At 72.5% G+C, this 22959-nt stretch carries 19 protein-coding genes; 6 read left to right on the top strand and 13 right to left on the bottom strand.

All coding sequences use genetic code 11. The features are described 5' to 3' along the window. Positions 1–288: 288 nt before the first annotated feature. On the top strand, positions 289–642 hold the full coding sequence (locus ACN27C_RS12530) for a chorismate mutase (RefSeq protein ID WP_121685974.1): 354 nt from the start codon (positions 289–291) through the stop codon (positions 640–642). Positions 643–726: 84 nt separating this feature from the next. Here ACN27C_RS12530 and ACN27C_RS12525 read toward each other — a convergent pair whose 3' ends face one another. The 7 genes from ACN27C_RS12525 to ACN27C_RS12495 form a co-directional block, all read right to left on the bottom strand. Further along, positions 727–1743: an ABC transporter ATP-binding protein gene (locus ACN27C_RS12525; protein WP_120573165.1), complete on the bottom strand. Its 1017-nt coding sequence runs from the start codon at positions 1741–1743 to the stop codon at positions 727–729. After that, positions 1736–2764, bottom strand: a complete 1029-nt coding sequence (locus tag ACN27C_RS12520) for an ABC transporter ATP-binding protein (RefSeq protein ID WP_422751618.1) — start codon at positions 2762–2764, stop codon at positions 1736–1738. The genes ACN27C_RS12525 and ACN27C_RS12520 overlap by 8 nt, the downstream gene beginning before the upstream one ends. A gap of 25 nt (positions 2765–2789) precedes the next feature. Beyond that, positions 2790–3773, bottom strand: a complete 984-nt coding sequence (locus ACN27C_RS12515; RefSeq protein ID WP_121685976.1) for an ABC transporter permease — start codon at positions 3771–3773, stop codon at positions 2790–2792. 75 nt (positions 3774–3848) lie between these two features. After that, positions 3849–4775, bottom strand: coding sequence for an ABC transporter permease (locus ACN27C_RS12510; RefSeq protein ID WP_121685977.1), 927 nt, complete (start codon positions 4773–4775; stop codon positions 3849–3851). 144 nt (positions 4776–4919) lie between these two features. Then, positions 4920–6563, bottom strand: a complete 1644-nt coding sequence (locus ACN27C_RS12505) for a peptide ABC transporter substrate-binding protein (RefSeq protein WP_422751198.1) — start codon at positions 6561–6563, stop codon at positions 4920–4922. A 588-nt stretch (positions 6564–7151) separates the two neighbouring features. Next, the gene (locus ACN27C_RS12500; RefSeq protein ID WP_030501521.1) at positions 7152–7829 is read right to left on the bottom strand and encodes a response regulator; all 678 of its coding nucleotides are present in this window, start codon (positions 7827–7829) and stop codon (positions 7152–7154) included. A 1-nt stretch (position 7830) separates the two neighbouring features. Further along, positions 7831–9081 carry an ATP-binding protein gene (locus tag ACN27C_RS12495; protein ID WP_120573160.1) on the bottom strand — a complete coding sequence of 417 codons (1251 nt, stop codon included), beginning with the start codon at positions 9079–9081 and terminating at the stop codon, positions 7831–7833. 176 nt (positions 9082–9257) lie between these two features. Here ACN27C_RS12495 and ACN27C_RS12490 point away from each other — a divergent pair, with 176 nt between their 5' ends. The 3 genes from ACN27C_RS12490 to ACN27C_RS12480 all read left to right on the top strand — a co-directional run bounded on the left by ACN27C_RS12490 (position 9258) and on the right by ACN27C_RS12480 (position 13044). Then, on the top strand, positions 9258–11189 hold the full coding sequence (locus tag ACN27C_RS12490) for a PspC domain-containing protein (RefSeq protein ID WP_422751197.1): 1932 nt from the start codon (positions 9258–9260) through the stop codon (positions 11187–11189). Continuing rightward, positions 11186–11641: a hypothetical protein gene (locus tag ACN27C_RS12485; protein ID WP_422751196.1), complete on the top strand. Its 456-nt coding sequence runs from the start codon at positions 11186–11188 to the stop codon at positions 11639–11641. Before ACN27C_RS12490 ends, ACN27C_RS12485 begins: the two co-directional genes overlap by 4 nt. Before the next feature lie 155 nt (positions 11642–11796). Next, positions 11797–13044 carry a phosphatidylserine decarboxylase gene (locus ACN27C_RS12480; RefSeq protein WP_121682935.1) on the top strand — a complete coding sequence of 416 codons (1248 nt, stop codon included), beginning with the start codon at positions 11797–11799 and terminating at the stop codon, positions 13042–13044. Between the two features lie 59 nt (positions 13045–13103). On the opposite strand, the gene ACN27C_RS12475 is transcribed toward ACN27C_RS12480, so the two are convergent. From ACN27C_RS12475 to ACN27C_RS12465, 3 genes are all read right to left on the bottom strand, one after another. Then, complete coding sequence (locus ACN27C_RS12475) at positions 13104–14018, bottom strand: CDP-alcohol phosphatidyltransferase family protein (RefSeq protein WP_120573156.1); 915 nt, start codon at positions 14016–14018, stop codon at positions 13104–13106. Positions 14019–14363: 345 nt separating this feature from the next. Then, on the bottom strand, positions 14364–15275 hold the full coding sequence (locus ACN27C_RS12470; RefSeq protein WP_422751195.1) for an NUDIX hydrolase: 912 nt from the start codon (positions 15273–15275) through the stop codon (positions 14364–14366). A 147-nt stretch (positions 15276–15422) separates the two neighbouring features. Next, positions 15423–16370, bottom strand: a complete 948-nt coding sequence (locus ACN27C_RS12465) for an NUDIX hydrolase (protein WP_120573154.1) — start codon at positions 16368–16370, stop codon at positions 15423–15425. 144 nt (positions 16371–16514) lie between these two features. Here ACN27C_RS12465 and ACN27C_RS12460 point away from each other — a divergent pair, with 144 nt between their 5' ends. Then, complete coding sequence (locus tag ACN27C_RS12460) at positions 16515–16880, top strand: PspC domain-containing protein (RefSeq protein ID WP_121682926.1); 366 nt, start codon at positions 16515–16517, stop codon at positions 16878–16880. A gap of 6 nt (positions 16881–16886) precedes the next feature. Here ACN27C_RS12460 and guaA read toward each other — a convergent pair whose 3' ends face one another. Together guaA and ACN27C_RS12450 are read right to left on the bottom strand one after the other, a co-directional pair. Beyond that, positions 16887–18443 carry a glutamine-hydrolyzing GMP synthase gene (gene guaA / locus ACN27C_RS12455; protein WP_120573152.1) on the bottom strand — a complete coding sequence of 519 codons (1557 nt, stop codon included), beginning with the start codon at positions 18441–18443 and terminating at the stop codon, positions 16887–16889. Between the two features lie 80 nt (positions 18444–18523). Beyond that, on the bottom strand, positions 18524–20206 hold the full coding sequence (locus tag ACN27C_RS12450) for an FAD-dependent oxidoreductase (protein WP_422751194.1): 1683 nt from the start codon (positions 20204–20206) through the stop codon (positions 18524–18526). Between the two features lie 139 nt (positions 20207–20345). On the opposite strand from ACN27C_RS12450, the gene ACN27C_RS12445 reads away from it, so the two are divergent. Then, positions 20346–21446, top strand: a complete 1101-nt coding sequence (locus ACN27C_RS12445) for an LCP family protein (protein WP_393158333.1) — start codon at positions 20346–20348, stop codon at positions 21444–21446. Positions 21447–21450: 4 nt separating this feature from the next. Here ACN27C_RS12445 and ACN27C_RS12440 read toward each other — a convergent pair whose 3' ends face one another. Next, a complete protein-coding gene (locus tag ACN27C_RS12440; RefSeq protein WP_252449631.1) occupies positions 21451–22905 on the bottom strand; it encodes a M1 family metallopeptidase in 1455 nt (484 codons plus the stop codon). Between the last annotated feature and the right edge of the window lie 54 nt (positions 22906–22959).

The following is a 22959-nucleotide window of genomic DNA, read 5'->3' as shown; positions in this document are numbered from 1 at the left end:
GCAGCCCGAGTCTATGCCGCCGGGCGGACACTTCCCCGCCCGCGCCGCCGCCCGGCGCACGCCGTCACGTCTCACCTGTTGGTGCGTCTCCTTGCGCGCCCGCCCAGGTGGTCGGCATACTCGACGACGTGTTCGATCAGCGCTTCTACTTTTACTACGGCACCGGGAGTCCGGCAGCCGTGGGTCGCGCCTGATCACAGACCTACGAAACGCCCCGGGCTCCCCAGAGCCCGGGGCGTTTTCGTTCCGGGATCCGGGTACCGGGCCCGAGCCCCGAGAGGGACGACGATGATGACTGACGTGGTGGAGTCCAGCGGCAGCCTGGCGCGGCACGACCGGCCGGCCGGCGGCGACCCGACCGGGGCCGCGTCGGCCCGGACCGGCACCGACGACGCGGCGGCGGCGGAGCGGATCGGCGAGATCCGGCGACGGATCGACGAGATCGACAGCACTCTCATCGCGCTCTGGCAGGAGCGGGCCGCGCTCTCCCAGGAGGTCGGCGCGACCCGGATGGCGTCCGGCGGAACCCGGCTGGTGCTCTCCCGCGAGCGGGAGATCCTGGAGCGGTTCCGGTCCGAGCTCGGCGCGGACGGCACCCAGCTCGCGCTCCTGCTGCTGCGCGCCGGCCGTGGCCCGCTGTGACGTCCGCGCGGACGCGGTGACGCCCACGGAGACGACGAACCGCCTGCCGGTGTCGTAACGACACCGGCAGGCGGTCCGGTTGGATCAGGCCACCTCGTGGGTGACGACGATCTCCCGCTTCTCCGCGAAGTGGCAGGCGCTCGGGTGGTCCGAGCCCGGCCGGATCTGGAGCAGCGGCACCTCCTGGGCGCAGACGTCCTGCGCCTTCCAGCACCGGGTGCGGAACCGGCAGCCCGAGGGCGGGCTGACCGGCGAGGGGACGTCGCCCTGGAGCCGGATGATCGCCTTGCTCTCGCGCACGGTCGGGTCCGGCACCGGCACCGCCGACAGCAGCGCCTGGGTGTACGGGTGGGTCGGCCGCTCGTAGATCTCGTCCTCGGTGCCGACCTCCACCATCTTGCCCAGGTACATCACGGCGACCCGGTCGGAGAGGTGCCGCACCACCGACAGGTCGTGGGCGATGAAGACGTACGACAGCCCGAACTCGGCCTGGAGCTTCTCCAGCAGGTTCATCACCTGGGCCTGGATCGAGACGTCCAGGGCCGACACCGGCTCGTCGCAGACGATCACCTCGGGCCGCAGCGCCAGCGCCCGGGCGATGCCGATGCGCTGCCGCTGACCGCCGGAGAACTGGTGCGGGTACCGGTTGATGTGCTCCGGGTTGAGGCCGACCAGGTCCAGCAGCTCCTTGACCTTGCTGCGCCGGCTGCCGCGCGGGGCCACCTCGGGGTGGATCTCGAACGGCTCGCCGATCAGGTCACCCACCGTCATCCGGGGGTTCAGCGAGGTGTACGGGTCCTGCATCACCAGCTGGATCTGCCGGCGCAGCCGCCGCAGCGCGCCACCGGAGAGCTTGGAGATGTCCTGGCCCTTGTAGAGCACCTGGCCGCCGGTCGGCTTCTCCAGGTTCATCAGCACCCGGGCCAGCGTCGACTTGCCGCAGCCGGACTCGCCGACCACACCGAGCGTCTCGCCGGCCTTGAGGTCGAAGGAGACGCCGTCGACCGCCTTGACGTGACCGATGGTCTTCTTGAACACCACGCCCCGGGTCACGGGGTAGTGCTTGACCAGGTCACGAACCTCGATGATGTTCTCAGTCACGGTTCACCAGCTCCTCGGCGAAGTGGCAGGCGCTGGCCCGGCCGTTGCCCAGTTGCAGCAGCGGCGGGACCTTCTCCCGGCACACCGGCTGCGCCATCGGGCAGCGCGGGTTGAACGCGCAGCCCGTCGGGATGTTCATCAGGTTCGGCGGGAGGCCCTTGATGGTACGGAGCTCCTGGCCCTTCTCGTCCATCCGCGGGATCGAGTTGAGCAGGCCGAGCGTGTACGGGTGTGCCGGCTTGCCGTACAGGTCGTAGACGTCGGCTTCCTCGACGATCCGGCCCGCGTACATGACCGCGATCCGGTCCGCGACGTCGGCGACCACGCCGAGGTCGTGGGTGATCAGGATCATGCCCATCTGCCGTTCCCGCTGGAGCTCGCCGAGCAGGTCCATGATCTGGGCCTGCACGGTCACGTCCAGCGCGGTGGTCGGCTCGTCGGCGATCAGCACCTCGGGGTCCAGCGCCAGCGACATGGCGATCATGGCGCGCTGCCGCATACCGCCGGAGAACTGGTGCGGGTAGTTGCTGAACCGGCCCTTGGCGTTGGGGATCTTCACCTGGTCGAGCATCTCGATCGCGCGCTTCTTCGCGTCCGAGCGGCTCATGCCGCGCCGGACGCGGAACTGCTCGGCGATCTGGAAGCCGACTGTGAAAACCGGGTTGAGGGCCGAGAGCGAGTCCTGGAAGATCATGGCGATGCCCTCGCCCCGGATCCGCCGCCGCTGCTCGGGGGACATGGTGAGCATGTCCTTGCCGTGGAAGCGGACCTGGCCGCCGGTGACGAAGCCGGGCGGGGTGTCCAGGATGCCCATGATGGTCTGCGCGGTGACGCTCTTGCCGGAGCCGGACTCGCCGAGCACGGCGAGGGTCTCCCCCGCGTCGACGTGGTACGTGACTCCGTTGATGACCTTGGCGACGCCGTCCCGGGTGCGGAACTCCACCCGAAGGTCGTCGACCTCGAGCAGGCGGCCCGAGGGGCGGCCGGATCCGTCGGCGCCCGGGGCGGACTGCTCGGACACGAGAATGTCGGACAACTCAGTTCCCCTATCGGAGCTTCGGGTCGAGGGCCTCGCGGACCGCCTCGCCGAGCATGACGAAGCTCAGCACAGCGGCGACGAGGAACGCGGCGGGGAAGAACAGCAGGAACGGCGAGACCCGGATGTAGTTCTGCGCCTCGCTGATCATGATGCCCCAGGAGACGACCGGGCTCTTCAGGCCGATGCCCAGGAACGAGAGCGTGGCCTCCGCACCGATGAACGAGCCGACCATGATCGTGCCGTAGACCAGCAGCGGGGCCAGGCAGTTCGGCAGCAGGTGCTTGAGAATGATCCGGCCGGTGCCGGCGCCGAGCGCGCGGGCCGCCACGATGTAGTCGGCCTCCTTGGTGGCGAGCACCGAGGAGCGCATCAGCCGCATCACGACCGGCCAGCTCAGCACGCTCAGGGACAGGATGACCAGCCCCATGATCGTCCACTCGCCGTTGTCGGTGCCGGATCCGTTGAACGTGGTCAGGATGACGATCGCGCCGAGCACGAACGGCAGGCCGAAGAAGATGTCCGCGATGCGGGACAGCAGCGCGTCCACCCAGCCGCCGCGGTAGCCGGCGATGATGCCCATCGTGCCGCCGACGAGCAGCGTCAGGACGGTGGAGACCACAGCGACGACGATCGAGGCGCGGGCGCCGTAGATGACCCGGGCGTAGACGTCGCGGCCCTGCACGTCGTAGCCGAACCAGGCGGCCGACGACGGCTCGACCCGGCTGCGCTCCAGCGTGCCGTTGACCGCGTCGCCGGAGGTGAACAGCCAGGGGAAGGCCGCCATCACGAGGAACACCACGATGATCGTCGCCGAGATCCAGAACAGGGGCTTGCGACGAAGGTCGATCCAGGCGTCGCCGAGCAGACCACGCGGCTTCTGCTGCTTCGCGCTCTCCGGCAGGCCGGCGTTTGTGGGAGCGCCCGAACCGGCCTCGGTGGGCATGGTCGCGGGCGGCGTCGACACGATCGACGCGGTACTCGGGTCACTCATGCCCGCACCTCGCTGCGCTCGGCGCGGGCGTGGTTGCCCGCGCAGACTGCTGGGACGATTCGTTCGCTGCGGCGGTCACTCATAACGGATCCTCGGGTCGAGGGCGGCGTAGAGCAGGTCGACCACCAGGTTCATCACGAGATAGACGAGCACCAGCACCACGACGATGCCGACAACGGTAGCGCTCTCCTTCGTGACAATCGAGCGGAGCACCTGCCGGCCGATGCCGTTGATGCCGAAGATGCCCTCGGTCACGATCGCGCCACCCATCAGGGCGCCGAGGTCGGTGCCGAGCAGCGTGACCACCGGGATGAGCGAGTTGCGCAGCAGGTGCACGCCGACCACGCGGCGCATCGGGAGGCCCTTGGCGATCGCGGTGCGGACGTAGTCGGCACGCCGGTTCTCGGCGATGCTCGTACGCGCGACCCGGGCGATGTACGCCATCGATGCGCTGCCGAGCACGAAGCCCGGCACGATCAGCTCACTGAACCGCATCTCGTTGGACACGGTCGGGTTGATGATGCCCCACTTCACACCGAGCAGCCACTGCAGCACGAAGCCGATGACGAAGACCGGCAGGGCGATCAGGAAGAGGGTGGAGACCAGGACCAGGTTGTCCAGGAAGCCGTTGCGCCGCAGACCGGTCAGGATGCCCGCGCCGAGACCGATCACGGCCTCGATGGCGAGGGCGACCACCGCCAGCTTCAGGGTGTTCGGGTACGACGTGGCGATGATGTCGCTGATCTCGCGACCGCCGAACGTGATACCGAAGTCACCCTGCAGAAGGTTCTTCATGTAGCTGGCGTACTGCACCCAGATCGACTCGTCGAGGTTGTACTTCTCGGTCATCATGGCCCGGTAGTTCGGGGGGCAACCGCGGTCGCCGCACTTGCCGGCGAAGGGGTCACCGGGCACGGACCAGACGAGCCAGTAGATCAGGAACGTCGTGCCGATGAACACCGGCACGAGTTGCAGCAGCCGTCTCAAGAGATAACGGCCCATGGGGTGGTCCTCCAGACAGGGAGCGCCGGGTGAGCCGGCGCGGCGGCGACAACGTGCGAGGGGTTCGTTGTACACCCCCTCGCGGAACGGCCCCGGGTCGGGCTCACCGGTAGGCGAGCCCGACCCGGGGTCAGACCGTTCGGATCAGAGCTCGACCGAGGTGATGTCGAGCTCGCCGACGTTGGTCAGCTCCAGCTTCTTGATCTTCTCCGAGTGACCGGACTGCTGGCCACCGAAGTAGATCGGCATCGACGGGACGTCCTGGTCGATGAGCTTGACGGCCTCAGCGAACTTCTTGTGGGCCTCCTCGATGCTGGGGGCCGCGGTGGCCTCCTTGGCGAGGGCGTCCACCTGCGGGTTGCTGTACTTGCCGTCGTTCGAGGAACCGCCGGTGACGTAGAGCGGGTTGATCCAGTTCTCCACGTCCGGGTAGTCCTGCTGCCAGCCGGCCCGGTACGCGCCGGTCATCTTGTAGGCGTTGATGTTGGCGCGGAAGACCGCGAAGGTCGGCACGCCGACGGCAACCGCGTCGATGCCCAGGTTGGTCTTGATCTGCTGCGCGACGGCCTCCATCCACTCCTTGTGGCTGGCGTCCGCGTTGTACGACAGGGTCAGCTTGCCCTGGAAGCCACCGGCCTCCTGGAGGAGCTGCTTGGCCTGGGCCACGTCGAACTTGCAGGCGGTGCAGTTGCCCGGCTCGGCGCCCGGGGTCAGCGGGTTGGCCCAGCTGTCGGCCGGCTTACGGGTACCGAAGAAGATCTTGTCGGTGATCGACTGCCGGTCGATGGACAGCGAGATCGCCTTGCGCAGCTTCGGGTTCTGGAAGCGCTTGTCGTAGATCGGGAAGGCGATGATGCCGGTCGACGGGGTGGTCGAGGCCATGGCCCGGTCGGCCAGGTCGGTCTTCCACTTGTCACCGGCCAGCGCGGAGACCGGAACCTGCTGCTGGAAGTCCAGGTTGCCGGCGAGCAGGTCGTTGTACGCCGCCGTGTCGTCCTGGTAGATCTTGACGGTGACGTCCTTGATCTTCATCTTGTCGCGCAGGCTGTAGTCGTCGAAGCGGGTCAGCTTGATCTCGACGTCGTCCTGCCAGGAGACGAGGCTCACCGGGCCGTTACCGATCGGCTTCTTGCCGAAGTCCGCCGGGGTGGACGAGAAGAACGCGTCCGGCAGCGGCACGAAGGCGCTGTAGCCGAGCTTGGTCGGGAACACGGCGGTCGGCGCGGAGAGCGTGACCTCGAAGTTCCAGTCGTCGACGACCTTGAGGCCGGACATCTCCTTGGCCTTCGGCTCCGGGGCCTTCTGCGGGCCGTCCGGGCCGTCCGGGTCCTCGGTGTAGACCTCGTCGAAGCCCTGGATGTCGGCGAAGAAGGAGGCGTTCTGCGCGCCGTTCGGGCCGTACGCCGCCCAGTTCCAGGCCTTGACGAAGCTCTCGGCCTTGACGGTGGTGCCGTCGTGGAACTTGGTGTTCTGCTTGATCTTGATCTTGAAGACCTTCGAGTCGCTCGTCTCGATCGACTCGGCGAGCAGGTTCTGCGGCGCCCCACCGTTGTTGGGGTACTCGACCAGACCGCTCCACAGCCAGTCGATGATCGCGCCGCCACCGGTCTCGGTGGTGTTCGCCGGAACCAGGGGGTTCTCCGGCTGGGTGCCGTCGATGACGATCGCGCCGTCCTTGCTGGCGCCGGCGTCGCCACCGTCGTTGTTCCCGCTGGAGCAGCCGGACGCGACGAGCGCGAATGCCGCGCCCACCGCGAGCGCGCCGCTCGCCCGCTTCGAGACTCTCATTCCGAGGGGCCTCCTCTTTCTAACCTGGTTCCGTCGTGAGTTTCACGCACGTCTTTGGGGGTGACACCACCGGCGACCCGAACCGCAGGACGCCGGTTTACCGCAGAGGAATTCGGGACACCCCAGGGGTACCGATCCGCCGGGCGCCACACCCTGGACGAGACACCGCGCAGGGTCGGCGACCACGCGGCGGCGCGAAAGACGGCGTCACGTGGTCGGCAGGCCCGACGAGATGCCTCACACCGGGGGGTGAGGTGCTGCCACTGTGACACCAACCGGCCCTTTCCGTGAAGGTGCCGTTATCAAGCCGTTAGTTGGTCGCCACGTTGCCGATACTTGAGAAAAGATCACAAAGCGCACGGACGATAGGGCCCTGAACAGGCAAGACGGGCACAGAGGGGTCGACAGACGTCCCTGCGACGCGCAGGGCTGTGACGTTCACCGCGCCGACCTCGGCGTCTCTCACGGGCGCACGACTGCGGCGTTTTTTGTCCGTCCGGATGATGCCATGCCGACTGAGCGGGCACCAGCGGGGCCCCTGGGGTACGAGGCCGCCGAGGCCCCGCCCCCGGGGATCGGCGTGGAGTCCTAGACCAGCCGGCGGTCGGCGGCCCAGCGGGACAGCTCGTACCGGTTCGACATCTGGAGCTTGCGCAACACGTTGGAGACGTGCGTCTCGACCGTCTTGATCGAGATGTACAGCTCCTTGGCGATCTCCTTGTACGCGTACCCCCGGGCGAGCAGCCGCAGCACCTCGCGCTCGCGGTTGGTGAGCTGGTCCAGCTCGGGGTCGGCCACCGGCGCGTCCGGCCGGGAGGCGAACGCGTCGAGCACGAACCCGGCCAGCCGCGGGCTGAACACCGCGTCGCCGTCGGCCACCCGCCGGATCGCGTCGGTCAGCTCCTCCGGCGAGATCGTCTTCGTGACGTACCCCCGCGCGCCGGCGCGGATCAGGCCGATCACGTCCTCGGCGGCGTCGGAGACGCTCAGTGCCAGGAACCGCACCTGCGGGTGGGTGCGCCGCATCGCCTCCAGCACGGCGCGACCGCCGCCGTCGGGCATGTGCACGTCGAGCAGCACCACGTCCGGCGCGGTGGCCGCGATCCGGGTCACCGCCTCGGCCACCGAGCTGGCCTCGCCGACGACCTCCACCCGCGCCCCCAGCTCGGCACGGACGCCGGCCCGGAACATCGCGTGGTCGTCGACGAGGAACACCCGCAGCGGCCCGCGCGGCGCCGTACCCTCGACCGGTTCCTGCTCGGACATGTCACTTGTCCCTTTCCGCCGTGGAGCCGGAGCCGCTGATCGGCAGGATCAGCCGGACCTCGGTCCCTTCCCCCGGCTCGGACCGGATCTCCGCCCGGCCGCCGTGCCGCTTCATCCGTCCGATGATCGAGCCCCGGACGCCGTGCCGGTGATTCTCCACCGTATCCGGGTCGAAGCCCTTGCCCCGGTCCCGGACGAACACGCTCACCTGCTCCGGCTCCACCTCGGCGTACAGCGACACGGTCTGCACACCGGCGTGCCGGGCCGCGTTGACCAGGGCCTCCCGGGCGGCGGCCACGATGGCGCCCACCCGCTCGTCGGTCTCCCGGTCGCCGACCACCACCACCTCGACAGTGATGGCGAACGTGTCCTCCACCTCGGCGGCGGCCTGCTCCAGGGCGGCCGCGAAGCGCTCGGTGGGCGAGGCGGCCGGCTTGTAGAGCCAGTTGCGCAGCGAGCGCTCCTGGCCGCGGGCCAGCCGCTGCACCGTCTTGACGTCGGTGGCGTTGCGCTGGATCAGGGCCAGCGTGTGCAGCACCTGGTCGTGCACCATCGCGGCCAGTTCGGCGCGCTCCTGCTCCCGGATGCGGCCCTCCCGTTCGGAGCGGAGCTGGTTCCAGGTGCGCCAGAGCACCGGGCCGGTGACCACACCCACGCCGGCCAGCCCGACCAGCGCGAAGATCACGCCGTTGAGCACCGCGTCGACGTTCTGCGCCGGCGAGTAGACGGCCGCTACGCCGATGATGCCGACCGCGACGAGCACTCCGCCGCCGATGAAGCGCAGCACGAACGCGCGCCTGTCGCTCTCCTCCACCACCGCGCCGAGCCAGGGCACCGCCGAGTCGCCCCACTGCCGGCGGCGCTCCGGGGCGGACTGGTGCCAGATGACGCCCGCGCCGACCGCGATGATCGCCACCAGCCAGCCGGCCGTGCCGGCCGCGCCCACCGAGTTGAACGCGACCACCTGGAGCAGCAGCACGCCGAGCCCGATCACCACGAACGGCAGCAGCTGGGCGAGGTCGCGGCGGGGCGGGACGGCGGTGTCGCCGGGGCGGGGCGGGACCACCGCCCAGAAAGCGGCGTAGAGCAGCAGCCCGAGCCCGCTCAGCCCGAGCAGCACCATGAACGCCACGCGCACCCGCAGCACCGGGATGCCCAGGTGCTCGGCGATGCCCGCGGCCACCCCGGCGGCCAGCCGGTGGTCGGTGGCCCGGTAGAGGCGCGGGGCGTGCGGGGCGGGGGTGCTGCTGATCGGAGGCTCCCAGGTCGAGGCGGACGCGCCGGCGGCGCCGACGCTCCGATCGTCACACGGCGGCGACACCCCGGACCACGGGGACGCCCCGGAGTTTCACCGGCGGCGGATCTCAGGGTGGGGTCAGGGTCGGGTCCGGAGGCTGCTCGGGCGGGCGGGGCAGCAGTATCGAAGGCATGAACGAGGACGCTGCCCGTCCGCCCCGCCCCTGGGCGGCAGCACAGGACACCCCGCCGCCGCCCCCGCCGGGACCGGCGCCCGCCACCGACCAGGCCACCCCGCCGCCCGGCGGCACGCCGTTCGCCGGTCCGCCACCCGGTGGGTACGCCCCACCGCCCGGCGCCGCCGGCTTCACCACCCGGTACGGCCTGGTACGCCCCCGCGAGGGCCGCTACCTGGCCGGGGTGTGCGCCGCCATCGGCCGGGCCACGAACACCGACCCGGTGCTGTGGCGCGTGCTGCTGGCCGTGCTCGGCTTCTTCGGCGGCATCGGGATCATCGTGTACGTCGCCGGCTGGCTGATCATCCCCGGCGAGGGCGACACCGCCTCGCCGGTGGAGGCCATGCTCGGCCGGGGCCGGTCCAGCATGTCCCCGATCACGGTGATCGTGCTCGGCATCGTGGTGGCGCTCGGCTTCGCCTACGTCGTCACCGACGGGTTCCGGGCGATCCTGCTCGGCGCGGTGATCCTGATCGGCGGCGCGCTCCTGCTCAACCGCGAGCAGCGCGGCCCGGCGCAGCGTCCGGCCCAGCCGGCGCCGCCGCACGGTCCCCCGCCGGGTCCGGTGCCGCCGGTGGCCTGGCCCGCGCCGCCCGCCCCGGCGCCGGGTACGTGGGCCGCGGCTCCCCCCGCGGCACAGTGGACCGGTACTCCCGCCGGACCGGGCCACCCCGGGACGGCGCCGTCCGGCGGCCTGCCCGCCGAGCCCGGCTACCCGCCGCCCGGCCGGCCCGAGCCGGGCCATCCCCCGGTGCCCGCCTCCGAGCCCGGCTACCCACCGGCGTCCGCCTCCGAGCCCGGCTACCCACCGGCGCCGTCGGTCGAGCCGGGCTACCCGCCGGCGTCCGCGTCCGAGCCGGGCTACCCGCCGGCCTCGCCGGCCGAGCCGGGGCACCCGGCGACGTCCGACGCGGAGCGCGAGCCGGGCCGTCCCGGGCCCGCCACCGGCTACCCGACGCTCCCGGCGCCGGGCTGGCCCGCCGCGGCCGGCACCCGGCCGGGCCCGTCCGAGCCGGCGACGGTCGCGATGCAGCAGGTGACCGGTCCGGTCGCCGACACCGGCACCTGGCCGGCCTACGGCACGAACCCGGCCTGGCCGGGCGCACGGGACGCGGGCACCCGGCTGGACGAGCCGGCCGCCGTGCCGCCGCCCGCGCCGGTGGGCGCACCGCTGCCGCCCGGCGGCTACCGGCCGCCGTTCGCCCCGCACGGCCCCTACGCCGGATCGCCGCCCGTCCCGCCACCGGTCCGGCCGCCGCGACCGCCGAAGCGACCCAAGGAGCGCTCACCGCTCGGCGCGATCACGTTCTCGCTGATCTTCCTGGCGCTCGGCGTGGTGGCCATGCTCGACCTGCTCGACGTCTTCCCGGTCGGCGCCGCCGGCTACTTCGCCGCGGTGCTCGCCACCATCGGCCTCGGCCTGCTCGTCGGCACCTGGTTCGGCCGGGCGCGCTGGCTGATCGCCCTGGGCCTGGTGACAGCGGCGGCGCTCGGCATCGCCACGGTCGCCGAGTCCTACGACCGGGTACGCGGCATCGACGGCAACGTCACCTGGGCGCCGACCGACCTGCGCGACCTGGCCGACCGGTACGAGAACAACCTCGGTGACGCGACACTCGACCTGCGCGGGATCGACTTCGACAAGCAGGACGTCCAGGTGACAGTCGACGTGAACCTCGGCAACGCGACAGTGGTCGTACCGCCGAACGTCGACGTGACCACTGTGGCCGACGTGAACGCCGGCGACGCCACGGTCTTCGGCCGGCGCAGCGGCGGGCTCGGCGGCCGTCAGTGGGAGACCACCGACGCGGGCGCCGACGGTCCCGGTGGCGGCAAGCTGCGCCTCTACGTCCACGTGAACGCCGGCAAGCTGGAGGTGACCCGGTGAAGGCACACCGTACCGACATCGTGTCGTTCGCTTTCGGACTCGTCTTCCTCGGCCTGTCCGTCTGGTGGCTGCTGGCCCGGATCCTCGGCCTCTCCGTACCCCCGGTCGGCTGGTTCCTGGCCGGCGGGCTGGTGCTGATCGGGCTGCTCGGACTGATCGGCGCGCTGCGCTCGGGCCGCGCACCGGAGCAGCCCGCGCCGGAGTCCTCGCCGGAGGTCACTGTCTCGGCGCCGTACGGCTCCCCCGCCGCCGGCGCGGAGACGCCCGGTGGCGTGGAGACAGCCGGTGGCGTGGACACGGCGGCCGGCGCGGAGAGGCCCGACGCCGCCGACGAGTGGGTCACCGAGGCCACCACGGACTCCTCGGAGCCGGCCACCCGCGAACTGCCGCCGCTCGATCCACCGGCCGACGAGGCGGCTGCGCAACGCCGTACGCCGGGGGATCCGGCCTGACCGCGCCACTGCGGCGCCCTTCGGACGCGGCCTATGCTGGTCGGCGGAGATCTCGCCTCCGCCGGCCGGCCCACGCCCCCGACACGCCGGAGCCGCCGGTCGGGTCGCCGGAGCCGCCGGCGTCCGTTCGCTATCTCGTCAGGAGCCCGTCCGACATGACCCAGTCCCCCGCCGTGCGCGTCACCGGTCCCTCCGGTGCGGTCCGCATCGGCGAGCGCGCCGCCCGCACGCTCGTCAGCGAGTTCGCCCGGCGTAACGACCCGAAGGCCGGCCTGCTGGTCGGCGCGACCCCGGAGTCCGCGGTGCTGGCCGCCGCGATCGAGGCGCTGCTCCCCGGCGACCGGCTCACCGTGGTGCCGGCGGAGGGCGCCGCCGCGGCCGCGCTGCGCGAACACGTCACCGCGCAGGGCCGCTGGGTCGCCGACCGGGTACGCGTGGTCGACACCCTCGCCGAGGCGGACGCCGCCGCGGTGGTGGTCGTCGCCGAGCCGTTCACCGGCACCGCGGACGACGCCCGCGCCGCTGTCGACGGGCTGGCGAAGTACCTCGCCGAGGGCGCGGTGCTGAGCGTCGCCGCGCCGCTGTTCCGCACCGAGGGCGCCGACGGCGAGCTGGACCGGCAGGGCGTGCTGCACGGCGTGCGCACCGACCTGGTGCTGCGCAACACCCCGCCGGTACGCGTGCACCACCTGCGGTTCACCCCGGCGCCGGTCGCGCTCGCGGCCTCGCTGTCCCCGGCGTACCGGCCGTCGAGCGTGCCGCTGACCCGGGGCATGCACATCGACTCGAACGGGGTGGCCGCCGCGGGCATCACGCTCGGCCTGGCCGCCCTGGCCCGGGCCGCGCGACCGAAGTCGAAGCTGTGGCTGCTGCCGGCGCTGGCCGCCGCACCGGTGGCCGCGTTCTTCCGCGACCCGGAGCGGGACGTGCCGGAGGACCCGTCGGCAGTGGTCGCCTCGGCGGACGGTCAGGTGCTGTCCGTGCAGCGCCTGCAGGACGAGCGCTTCGGTGACGGCGAGTGGCTGCGGATCGCGGTCTTCCTGTCGGTGCTGGACGTGCACGTCAACCGCGCCCCGGTGGCCGGCAAGGTGGTCGACTACTTCGTCGCCGACGGCGGGTTCGTCAACGCCATGAAGCCGGACGCCGAGCACAACGTGGCGGCGTACACGGTGCTGGACACCGACCACGGCACGGTGGTGGTGGCGCAGCGCACCGGGCTGATCGCCCGCCGCATCGTGCAGCGGGCGCCCGTCGGGTCGCTGCTGGCCCGGGGCGAGCGCTTCGGCCTGATCCGGTTCGGCTCGCGTACCGACGTCTACCTGCCGGCCGACGCTGCGGACCCGCTGGTCGGTCCGGGCGACAAGGTGGTCGGCGGCGCGACGGTGATCGCCCGCTGGCGCTGACGGCGCCGGACACGAAGAAGGGGCGCCGCTCTCGCGGCGCCCCTTCTGTCGTTCTCGGATCAGGCGGTACGGCGCTGGTGCAGCCAGAGCAGCGGCCCGCTGACCAGGTAGCCCACCACCACGAGGGCGAACGTGAGCCGGATGTCGACGAGCGCGCCGACCACCGGGGCCAGCCAGAGCCACGGCGGCAGCTTCAGCAGCCGGGCGAGCTTCGCGTACGGGAAGCTGGACACCATGGCGAAGGCGAGCAGCGCGACACCGGCCACCATGACCAGGCCGGGAACCGGCACGCCGATGGCCACGGTCAGTGCGAGCACCGCTGCCGCCATGGTGGTCGGCACGCCGCAGAAGAAGCGGCCGTCCTTCGGCGAGACGTTGAAGCGGGCGAGCCGGACCGCCGCGCAGGCGGCGACGAGCGCGCAGGACACCGCGGCGGCCGCCGGGGGCGCCGAACCGGCGAGCGAGGCGTAGACCACGACCGGCGCGGCGAGGCCGAACGAGCACATGTCGGCGAGCGAGTCCATCTGCGCGCCGAACGGGCTGGCCACACCGAGCTTGCGGGCCAGCGCGCCGTCGAGGCCGTCGAACGCGACGCACGCGATCAGGCAGATCGCGGCGATCTGCACGTCACCGCGCATGGCCAGGAAGATGGCCAGCATGCCGAGCATGAGGCTGCTCAGCGTGCACGCGTTGACGAGCGCGAACTTGGCCCGGCGGGCGGCGGTGCGCTCACCCGGCAGGAGCGGGATCGACATCGCCGGGGACTCGTCGTCGACCGGGGCGGCCGGGGCGAGTGCCGGGCTGATCGGGCGTACCGCCTCGATGTCGGTGTCGAGCCGGCCGTAGCGAAGGCGCTGGCGGTCGGCGTAACGGTGGTCGGGGGTGACCAGGTCGGTCCCCGAGACGGTCGCGCCGTCCCGGCGGCCCACCCGGACCAGCAGCACCTGGCGGGCGAACGTACTGCTGCGGCGCAACCTGCCCGCCCAGCGACGCCCTGCGGGGCGCGGACTGTCAGTCGTACGACGCCGGCGCCATGGGGCTCTCGGCACGTTTCCTCCATCACCGGATCGGCTGGCCGCCCACTGCGGGGCGGGTGTCCGGCTGTCTCGTGCCGGACCTTTCGGGTCCGGCAGCCCTTTTGCGGAGTACACCATTGCACAGGGGACTGGGGCTTGGCGATAGCTGCCGGCGGTACTTATATCTCCCTTAACCGCGCGAACCGCCCACTCATTCCCATCTCGGGCCTCAACGCCCGTTTTTGTCGGTCAGCCGTACTTCCGACTGTACCGGAGGCCACCCAGGGCGGCTCGGCGAGCGATTCAGGTCACCCGCTGCCCGGTGGCCCGGGCCGCCACGTCGGTCATCGACAGACCGGTGACCTGCTCCGGGGCAAACCAGGCGGCCCGCGCGGTCGAGCCGCCGGCCAGCTCGGTCACCACCGCGTCGGTCGGCGCGTCCACGCGTACCCGGTAGATCACCCGGACGCCGTGCCAGTCCAGCGGGCGGCCCTCCGGGCCGAGCGCGGCCGGGTTGTGCAGGTTGTCCACGGCGATCAGGTCGACCACCCGACCCAGCTGCCCGGCCTCCTCGACCAGCTCACGCAGCAGCCCGGCGGCGGGCTGCTCGCCGTGGTCGGTGCCGCCCCCGGGCAGGTGCCAGCGGCCCGCGCCCGGATAGCCGTCGGCGATCATGGTGAGCAGCACCCGGTCGGCGGGGTCGGTGACCAGCCCGTACGCGGCGAAGCGCTGCCGGCGGTCGACTGCCGGTCCGGTCGGCTCGGCGGGTAGAGCCCGGGGCAGATCGGCCGGCAGCGGGGTCACCGGCAGGCCGAGCAACTCGGCGGTGAACGGCATCAGCGGCCGGGCCGCCGCCTCCTCGGGCGCGCACCACGCCACCTCGTCGCTGCCGCCGGCCGGTTCGGGCCGCAGCCGCCCGCCGCGCGCCTCCACGTCGAAGATCAGCCGGTCGGTGTGCAGCGCGACCCCCAGGTCGGCGAACGCGGCCACGTCGGCCACCGCGGCCCGGATCGCGCCGGGCACGACGGTCAGGCCGGTCTCCTCGGCGAACTCGCGGACCACGGTGTCGGCCGGGTGCTCCGCGTGCTCGACGCTGCCACCGGGCAACTGCCACACCCCCGGGTACGGGCACTTCGCCGAGCCACGCGCCAGCAAGATCCGCCCCTCGGAGTCCCGCAGCACCCCGTAGGCCCCGACCCGCCGCAGCTGCTCCACAGCACCCTCCCCCGCCCGCGCGCCCCCGCGCACTCCCCGCGTCCCACTCCGTCGATCATGAGGTTAGCGGTACCGAGGCGGACATTTCGCGCCGTCAACTTCATGATCGCCGGGGTGGGGCGCACGGGGCGGGGCGCCGGGGTGGGGCTAGAGGAGGTGAGCGGCCTGGACTGCTTCGGCTGTCACCTCGGTGAGGCGGTCGGTGGGGAGGGCGCCGAGTTCCTCGCGACGGAACCAGCGGGCCTCGCAGGTGGAGCCGCCGATGTCGGCCACGGTGGGCGGCGCGGGCTGGTCGACCACCACCCGGTAGAAGGCGCGCACGCCGTGCCAGTCGATCGGGTAGCCCTCCGGGCCGAGCGAGGCGGCGTCCCGGTGGCTGGCCACGCCGAGCAGCTCGACGAGGCGGCCGGTCTGGCCGGTCTCCTCGACCAGCTCCCGGATCAGCGCCGCGCCCGGCTGCTCGCCGTAGTCGGTGCCGCCGCCGGGCAGGTGCCAGCAGCCGGCGCCCGGGTAGCCGTCGGAGACCCGGGTCAGCAGCACGCGCTCCTCCGGGTCGGTCACCACCGCGTACGCGGCGAAGCGCTGCGCCCGGTGCAGCCCGTCCGGGCCGGGGACGGCGTAGAACGAGGGGAACTCGGGCACCTCCTCCGGCACGATGTCGTCGGTGGAGGTGGGCAGGCCCAGGGCACGCGCGGTGAACGACCGCAGCGGCAGTTCCCGGGCCTCGTCGAGGGTGAACCAGCGGGCCAGGTCGGTCGGGCGGTCGACCCGCTCGGTGAGCGTCCCGCCGCGGACCGACACGGTGTAGAGCAGCCGGTCGGTGTGGATCGTGATGCGCCGCTCGGGCAGCGCCCGCATGTCGGCGAGCACGTCCTGGAGGCCGGCGACCGCCACCGAGAGCCCGGTCTCGGCCGCGGTCTCCCGTACGACCGTGTGTTTGGGGTCCTCACCGTGGTCGACCGCTCCTCCGGGGAGCGACCAGGTGCCGGGGGTGCCGGAGCGCTCCGATGCGCGGACCAGCAACACTCGGCCGTTTGAATCAGCACAAACTGCGTATGCCGCGATCCTGCGGAGCGGCTCCAGCGAGGTGGTCACGGGAGCAAATTCTCCCCGGACCGGGTTACCGAGATCGAAAAGAGTCAGATTCCTGACTCTTGGCTGGCGCCTCAGGGATGGGTCAGGGTAAGTGTCCGGGCGGTCACCGAGGTCGGCCGCCGCAGCCCGCGGGACCGTTGACCCATGACCTTCCCGAACCCCTCCCAGGCCCCGTACAAGCAGCTCCGCCGGCCGGTCAGCGACCGCATGATCGCCGGTGTGGCGAGCGGCCTCGGCCGCTACTTCGCCGCCGACCCCACTCTGATCCGGGTGGTCTTCGCGACCGCCACGGTGCTCACCGGCGGGCTCGCCGCGCTCGCGTACCCGATCATGTGGTTCCTGATGCCCGAGGAGCCGGCCGGCGCGCCCGCCTGGCCGCACCCGCCGGGCACCGCGCCGGGCTGGCCGCCGGTCCCGCCGGCCGCACCGGTCCCGCCGGCCACGCCGCAGCCCGGGGCCGGACCGCAGACGCCGCCGCGGCCGGACGCCGGAGCGCCGCCCGCGGCCTGAGCGGCGTCACTCCCACTCGATGGTGCCCGGCGGCTTGCTCGTCACGTCCAGGACCACGCGGTTGACCTCGGCGACCTCGTTGGTGATCCGGGTGGAGATCCGGGCCACCACGTCGTAGGGCAGCCGGGACCAGTCGGCGGTCATCGCGTCCTCGCTGGAAACCGGGCGCAGCACCACCGGGTGACCGTAGGTGCGCCCGTCGCCCTGCACCCCGACGCTGCGCACGTCGGCCAGCAGCACCACCGGGAACTGCCAGACGCCCCGGTCCAGGCCGGCGGTGGTCAGCTCCTGCCGGGCGATCAGGTCGGCCTTGCGGAGCACGGCGAGGCGCTCCTCGTCGACCGCGCCGATGATCCGGATGGCCAGGCCCGGGCCGGGGAACGGGTGCCGCCACACCATCGCCTCGGGCAGTCCCAGCTCCAGGCCGATCGTGCGGACCTCGTCCTTGAACAGCGTGCGCAGCGGCTCGACCAGCGAGAACTTGAGATCCTCGGGCAGACCGCCGACGTTGTGGTGGCTCTTGATGTTGGCGGTGCCGGTGCCGCCGCCGGACTCGACCACGTCCGGGTAGAGCGTGCCCTGCACCAGGTATTCCACGTCGCCGTGCGCGGCGATCTCCCGGGCGGCGGCCTCGAAGACGCGGATGAACTCCCGGCCGATGATCTTGCGCTTCTGCTCCGGGTCGGTCACCCCGGCGAGCGCGCCGAGGAACCGCTCCCGGGCGTCGACCACCTTGAGCTTGATGCCGGTCGCCGCGACGTAGTCCTTCTCGACCTGCTCGGCCTCACCGGCCCGCAGCAGGCCGTGGTCCACGAACACGCAGGTGAGCTGGTCGCCCACGGCGCGGTGCACGAGCGCCGCGGCGACCGCCGAGTCGACGCCGCCGGAGAGGCCGCAGATGACCTCCTTGTCGCCGATCTGCTCACGGATCCGGGCGACCTGCTCGTCGATGATGTTCGACGGCGTCCAGGTCGGTTCGATGCCGGCGATGTCGTACAGGAAGCGGGTGAGCATCTCCTGGCCGTGCGCGGTGTGCCCCACCTCGGGGTGGAACTGCACGCCGGCCCGCCGCCCGGCCACGTCCTCGAACGCGGCGACCGGGGCGCCCGCCGACTCGGCGGTGACGGTGAAGCCGTCCGGGGCCTCGGTGACGCAGTCGCCGTGGCTCATCCAGACCGGCAGGTCGGCCGGCAGGTCGCGCAGCAGCACGCCGGGCTCGGTCAGGCGCGGGCGCAGCGGGGTGCCGCCGTACTCGCGGTTGCCGGTGCGCGCGACGGTGCCGCCGAGCGCCTGGGCCATGGCCTGGAAGCCGTAGCAGATGCCGAAGACCGGCACCCCGGCGTCGAACATCCCGGCGTCGATCTGCGGCGCGTCGGGCGCGTAGACGCTGGACGGGCCGCCGGACAGGATGATCGCGGCCGGGTCCTTGGCCAGCATCTCGGACACCGGCATGGAATGCGGGACGATCTCCGAGTAGACCTTCGCCTCGCGGACACGGCGCGCGATGAGCTGGGCGTACTGGGCTCCGAAGTCCACCACGAGGACGGGGCGAGGCGTGCTCATGTGCGCAAAGCCTACCGACAGTCACCGGCCGCGCGGACGCGCCCCGGCGGTGTGGCGGGGTGAACCTTGCGACGGCGTCCTCAGCGCAGCGCGGCGGGGGCGTGCGCGGGGACGGCCGGCCGCCGCGGCGGCACCGGCGCCACCCGGGTGTACGCCGACCCGAGCGCCGGGCGCGGGTCCGCCTCGCCCTTGTTCGGCCAGTACGACATGGCCCGCTCGGCCTGGGCGGTGATCGTCAACGACGGGTTGACGCCCAGGTTCGCCGAGACCGCCGCGCCGTCCACCACGTGCAGCCCCGGATGCCCGTACACCCGGTGCCAGGGGTCGATGACGCCCGCGTCCGGGGTGGCGCCGATGACCGCACCGCCGAGGATGTGCGCCGTCACCGGGATGTTGAACGGTTCGGTGACCGCCCCGCCGGGGGTGCCGCCGATCTCCTCGGCGAGCAGCCGGGCCGCCGTGTTGCCGGCCGGGATCCAGGTCGGGTTGGGCGCGCCGTGGCCGGGGCCGGAGACCAGCCGGCCCTTGCGGTAGCGGGTGGTCAGCGAGTTGTCGACCGACTGCATGACGAGCGCGATCACGGTGCGCTCGGACCAGCGGCGTACCGACAGCATCCGCGCCGCCAGCGCGGGCTGCCGGACGATGCTGCCCAGCCAGCGCCGGACCCGGCGGGGACCGCCGTCGACGAGCAGCGACTGGAGCAGGCCCATCGCGTTGGAGCCCTTGCCGTAGCGGACCGGCTCGATGTGGGTCTGCGGGTCGGGGTGGAACGAGCTGGTGATCGCCACCCCCTCGGTGAAGTCGAGGCCGCGCCGGCGGGCCGCGCCGGGCGCCACCGAGGCGCCGAGGATGGCCTCGGAGTTGGTGCGGGTCAGCTCGCCCAGCCGGGGCGAGAGCGCCGGGAGCGCGCCGGTCGCCTTCATCTCGTGCAGCAGCCGCTGGGTGCCGAGCGCGCCGGCCGCGAAGACCACCTGGTCGGCGTGGATCACCTCGCGCCGCTTGCGCAGCCAGGCGCCGGTGCGCTCGGTGTGCACGGCGTAGCCGCCGGCCGGGTCGGGGCGTACGGCGGTCACAGTGGTCAGCGGGTGCACCTGCACGCCGAGCCGCTCGGCCAGCCAGAGGTAGTTCTTCACGAGCGTGTTCTTGGCGCCGTGCCGGCAGCCGGTCATGCACGACCCGCAGTGGCTGCACCCGGTGCGGTCCGGCCCGGCCCCGCCGAAGTACGGGTCGGCCACCCGCTCGCCGGGGCGCCCGATGTGCACCCCGACCGGCGTCGGGTGGTAGGTGTGCGCCACCCCCATCCGCTCGGCCACCGCGCGCACGGCCTGGTCCGCGCGGGTGTCGATCGGGTACGTGGTGACGCCGAGCATCCGCTTCGCCTGGTCGTAGTGGCGGGCCAGCTCGTCGCGCCAGTCGGTGATGTCCCGCCACTGCGGGTCGGCGTAGAACGCGTCGAGCGGCTCGTAGAGCGTGTTCGCGTAGACCAGCGACCCGCCGCCCACACCGGCGCCGGAGAGCACCAGCACGCCGCCGCCGGCCTTGCGGTCGGCCGAGCGCAGCAGCGTGATCCGCTGGAGCCCGAAGCAGCCGAGCCGGGGCGCCCAGAGGAACCGTCGCGCCCGCCAGGACGTACGCGGGAACTCGTCGTCGGCGAAGCGCCGGCCGGCCTCCAGCACGCCGACCGAGTAACCCTTCTCGGCCAGCCGCAGCGCGGTGACGCTGCCGCCGAACCCGGACCCGATGACGACCACGTCGTAGCGCATGGACGCATCATTACCGACGAGTAGCTATAGCGCCAACGAGGCTTTTTCGCACATCATGCAGAGCGCTCGATCGCCGGGATTCCCGCCCCTGCAACCCGTGGGCCGCCCTGGCGCGTCGAATCCACGGGGAGGAACGAACGTGACGAGACGACGCCTGCTGGGCCTGGCCGCACTGGTGGCGGCGCTGCTGGTGGCCACCGGAGCGGTGGTGACCACCCGGCTGGTGGCGAACCGCCCGGCCGCCCCGGTCGCCGGCCCGACCACAGCACCCCCGGCCTCGCCCACGCCCGCCCCGACCACCGCCAGCCCGACGCCGCCGCCCGGCGCCGACCTGAAGGGCCCGCTCAACCTGCTGCTCGTCGGCGTGGACACCCGGGTCAGCATCCCCGGCTGGGAGCCGCACGCCGACGCCGTGCTGCTGCTGCACGTACCGGCCGGGCTGGACCGGGCGTACCTCTTCTCGCTCCCCCGCGACCTGGTCGTGGACATCCCCGCCTACCCGAAGGCCCGTTACCCGGGCGGCCGGACCAAGCTCACCCACGCGATGAGCTACGGCAGCCGGGTGCCGGGCGACAAGCGCAACCCCAGCACCGCCCAGGGGTACGAACTGCTGCGCACCACCGTCTCCCGCTACACCGGGCTGCGCATCGACGCCGGGGCGGTGATCACGTTCGGCGGCTTCGACAAGCTGGTGGACACGCTCGGCGGGGTGGACCTCTACGTCGACCAGCGGGTCGAGTCCCGGCACCGCCGCCCGGACGGCACCATGCGGACCCTGACCGGCGGCGGGTACGTCGGGCCGCAGATGGTCTACGAGAAGGGCACCCGGCACCTGACCGGCTGGCAGGCGCTCGACTACGCGCGGCAGCGCTACACCGCGGGCGGCGACTACACCCGGCAGCGGCACCAGCAGCAACTGCTCCGGGCGCTGGCCCGCAAGATCGTCGGCCAGGGCACCGCCCGCGACCCGCAGCGGGTCGAACAGGTGGTGGCCGCGCTGGGCAGGACCCTGGTGTACGCCGGTGGCGGCCGGAAGCTCATCGACTTCGCGTACGCCCTGGGTGGCCTGCCGGCCGACCGGCTCACGCTCGTCGTGCTGCCCGGCGCCGGGGTGAGCAGCGGCGGCGCCTACCGGGGTGAACAGCTCAAGCCGCTCGGCCGCGACTTCCTCACCGCGCTGCGCGGCGGGCGGGCCGACGCGTTCCTGGCCGCCCACCCGTCGCTGCGCGTCAAGAACTGACGCGCTACAGCGGCTTCGGGGCGGGCGGGCGCTCGGTGCCGTACAGCCACGGGTCGAAGACCTTCGCCAGCTTCTTGCCGGTGATCCGCTCGGCCAGCGCCACGAAGTCGGCGGTGGTGGCGTTGCCGTTCTTCCGCTCCGCGGCCCAGGTGCGCAGGATGGTGAAGAACGCGGTGTCGCCCACCGCCACGCGCAGCGCGTGCACAGTCATCCCGCCCCGGTCGTAGACCGAGCGGCTGAACAGGTTCGCCACGCCCGGCTTGCCCGGCGGCGTACGCCACACCTGCCCGCCGGCGTTCGCGTACTTCTGCTCGAACGTGCGCTGCACGGTGGTGGAGCCGCTGTGCTCCGCCCACAGCCACTCGGCGTACGTGGCCAGCCCCTCGTTGAGCCAGATGTCCTGCCAGCGCTGGATCGACACGCTGTTGCCGTACCACTGGTGGGCCAGCTCGTGCGCGACCACGCCGGTGTTGTCGCCCTGCTGGAAGAAGCTCGCCGAGTAGACCGGGCGGCTCTGCGTCTCCAGCGCGTACCGGATCCGGTCGTCGGCGATCACCACGCCGCCGTACGCGTCGAACGGGTACGGCCCGAAGACGCTCTCCAGGTAGTCGGCGACCTCGACCGTGCGCGCGAGGGACCGGTCCGGCGCGCCCTGCGCCACCTGGGTGGTGACCGCGCTGTAGACCGGCCGTCCCTTGTGCTCCCCGGTGGTGACCCGGAACTTCCCGATCGCCACGGTGGTCAGGTAACTGGCCGTCGGGGCGGTCTCCGACCACTTCCAGGTGGTCCAGGCGCCGCTCGTCGACCTACCCTTCGGCACGCCGTTGGAGACCGCCGTCAGTCCCTTCGGGACGGTGATCTCCATGTCGTAGGTGGCCTTGTCCGACGGGTGGTCGTTGACCGGGAACCAGGTGCTCGCCGACTCCGGCTGACCGAGCGCGATCGCCCCGTCGGTCGTGTGCAGCCAGCCGCCCTCGCCCAGCGCCTCGTTCCGCAGCGGCTCCGGCCGGCCGTCGTACCGGATCTCGGCGGTGAAGCCGTTGCCGGAGGTCAGCCCGATGGCCGGGGTGATCACCAGCTCGTCGTCGGTGCGGCTGTGCCGGGCGGCGGCGCCGTCCACTGTGACCGACCGGACGGTCAGCCCGGCCAGGTCCAGGTTGAACGCGGACAGGTCGGCGGTCGCGGTGGCCCGCAGCGTGGTGGTGCCGCTGAGCTTGTCGGTCTCCGGGTCGTAGCGCACCTTGACCGTGTAGTGCGCGACGTCGTACCCGCCGTTGCCGTAGCTGGGGAAGTACGGATCGCCGGCGCCGGCCGCGCCCGGTGCGAAGCTGCGCGAGGTCGCCGGTGCCGGGCCGGCCGGGGTCGACGGACCCGGGTCCGGCTCGGCCGAACCGCAGCCGGCCACCAGCAGCGTGCCGCAGGTCAGCAACCCGAGTCGTCGTGCGCCGCGCCGCGTCATCGCCTCGATCCCTCCCGGGGCCGTTCGGCGGCCACCGCCCACGGGCCGCTCCGA

Origin of the sequence: Micromonospora sp. WMMD1219, from assembly GCF_049315215.1 — a bacterium.
Lineage (GTDB): Bacteria > Actinomycetota > Actinomycetes > Mycobacteriales > Micromonosporaceae > Micromonospora > Micromonospora tulbaghiae.
Note: the sequence above shows the minus strand (reverse complement) of the source record. Positions and strands in the feature narration are given on the sequence as shown.

Bases quoted from the DNA above. Each gene is read 5' to 3' on its own strand.
- ACN27C_RS12440 (WP_252449631.1), bottom strand. From the start codon at position 22,905: ATGACGCGGCGCGGCGCACGACGACTCGGGTTGCTGACCTGCGGCACG.
- ACN27C_RS12480 (WP_121682935.1), top strand. From the start codon at position 11,797: ATGACCCAGTCCCCCGCCGTGCGCGTCACCGGTCCCTCCGGTGCGGTC.
- ACN27C_RS12530 (WP_121685974.1), top strand. From the start codon at position 289: ATGATGACTGACGTGGTGGAGTCCAGCGGCAGCCTGGCGCGGCACGAC.
- ACN27C_RS12460 (WP_121682926.1), top strand. From the start codon at position 16,515: ATGACCTTCCCGAACCCCTCCCAGGCCCCGTACAAGCAGCTCCGCCGG.
- guaA (WP_120573152.1), bottom strand. From the start codon at position 18,443: ATGAGCACGCCTCGCCCCGTCCTCGTGGTGGACTTCGGAGCCCAGTAC.
- ACN27C_RS12505 (WP_422751198.1), bottom strand. From the start codon at position 6,563: ATGAGAGTCTCGAAGCGGGCGAGCGGCGCGCTCGCGGTGGGCGCGGCA.
- ACN27C_RS12490 (WP_422751197.1), top strand. From the start codon at position 9,258: ATGAACGAGGACGCTGCCCGTCCGCCCCGCCCCTGGGCGGCAGCACAG.
- ACN27C_RS12515 (WP_121685976.1), bottom strand. From the start codon at position 3,773: ATGAGTGACCCGAGTACCGCGTCGATCGTGTCGACGCCGCCCGCGACC.
- ACN27C_RS12450 (WP_422751194.1), bottom strand. From the start codon at position 20,206: ATGCGCTACGACGTGGTCGTCATCGGGTCCGGGTTCGGCGGCAGCGTC.
- ACN27C_RS12510 (WP_121685977.1), bottom strand. From the start codon at position 4,775: ATGGGCCGTTATCTCTTGAGACGGCTGCTGCAACTCGTGCCGGTGTTC.
- ACN27C_RS12500 (WP_030501521.1), bottom strand. From the start codon at position 7,829: ATGTCCGAGCAGGAACCGGTCGAGGGTACGGCGCCGCGCGGGCCGCTG.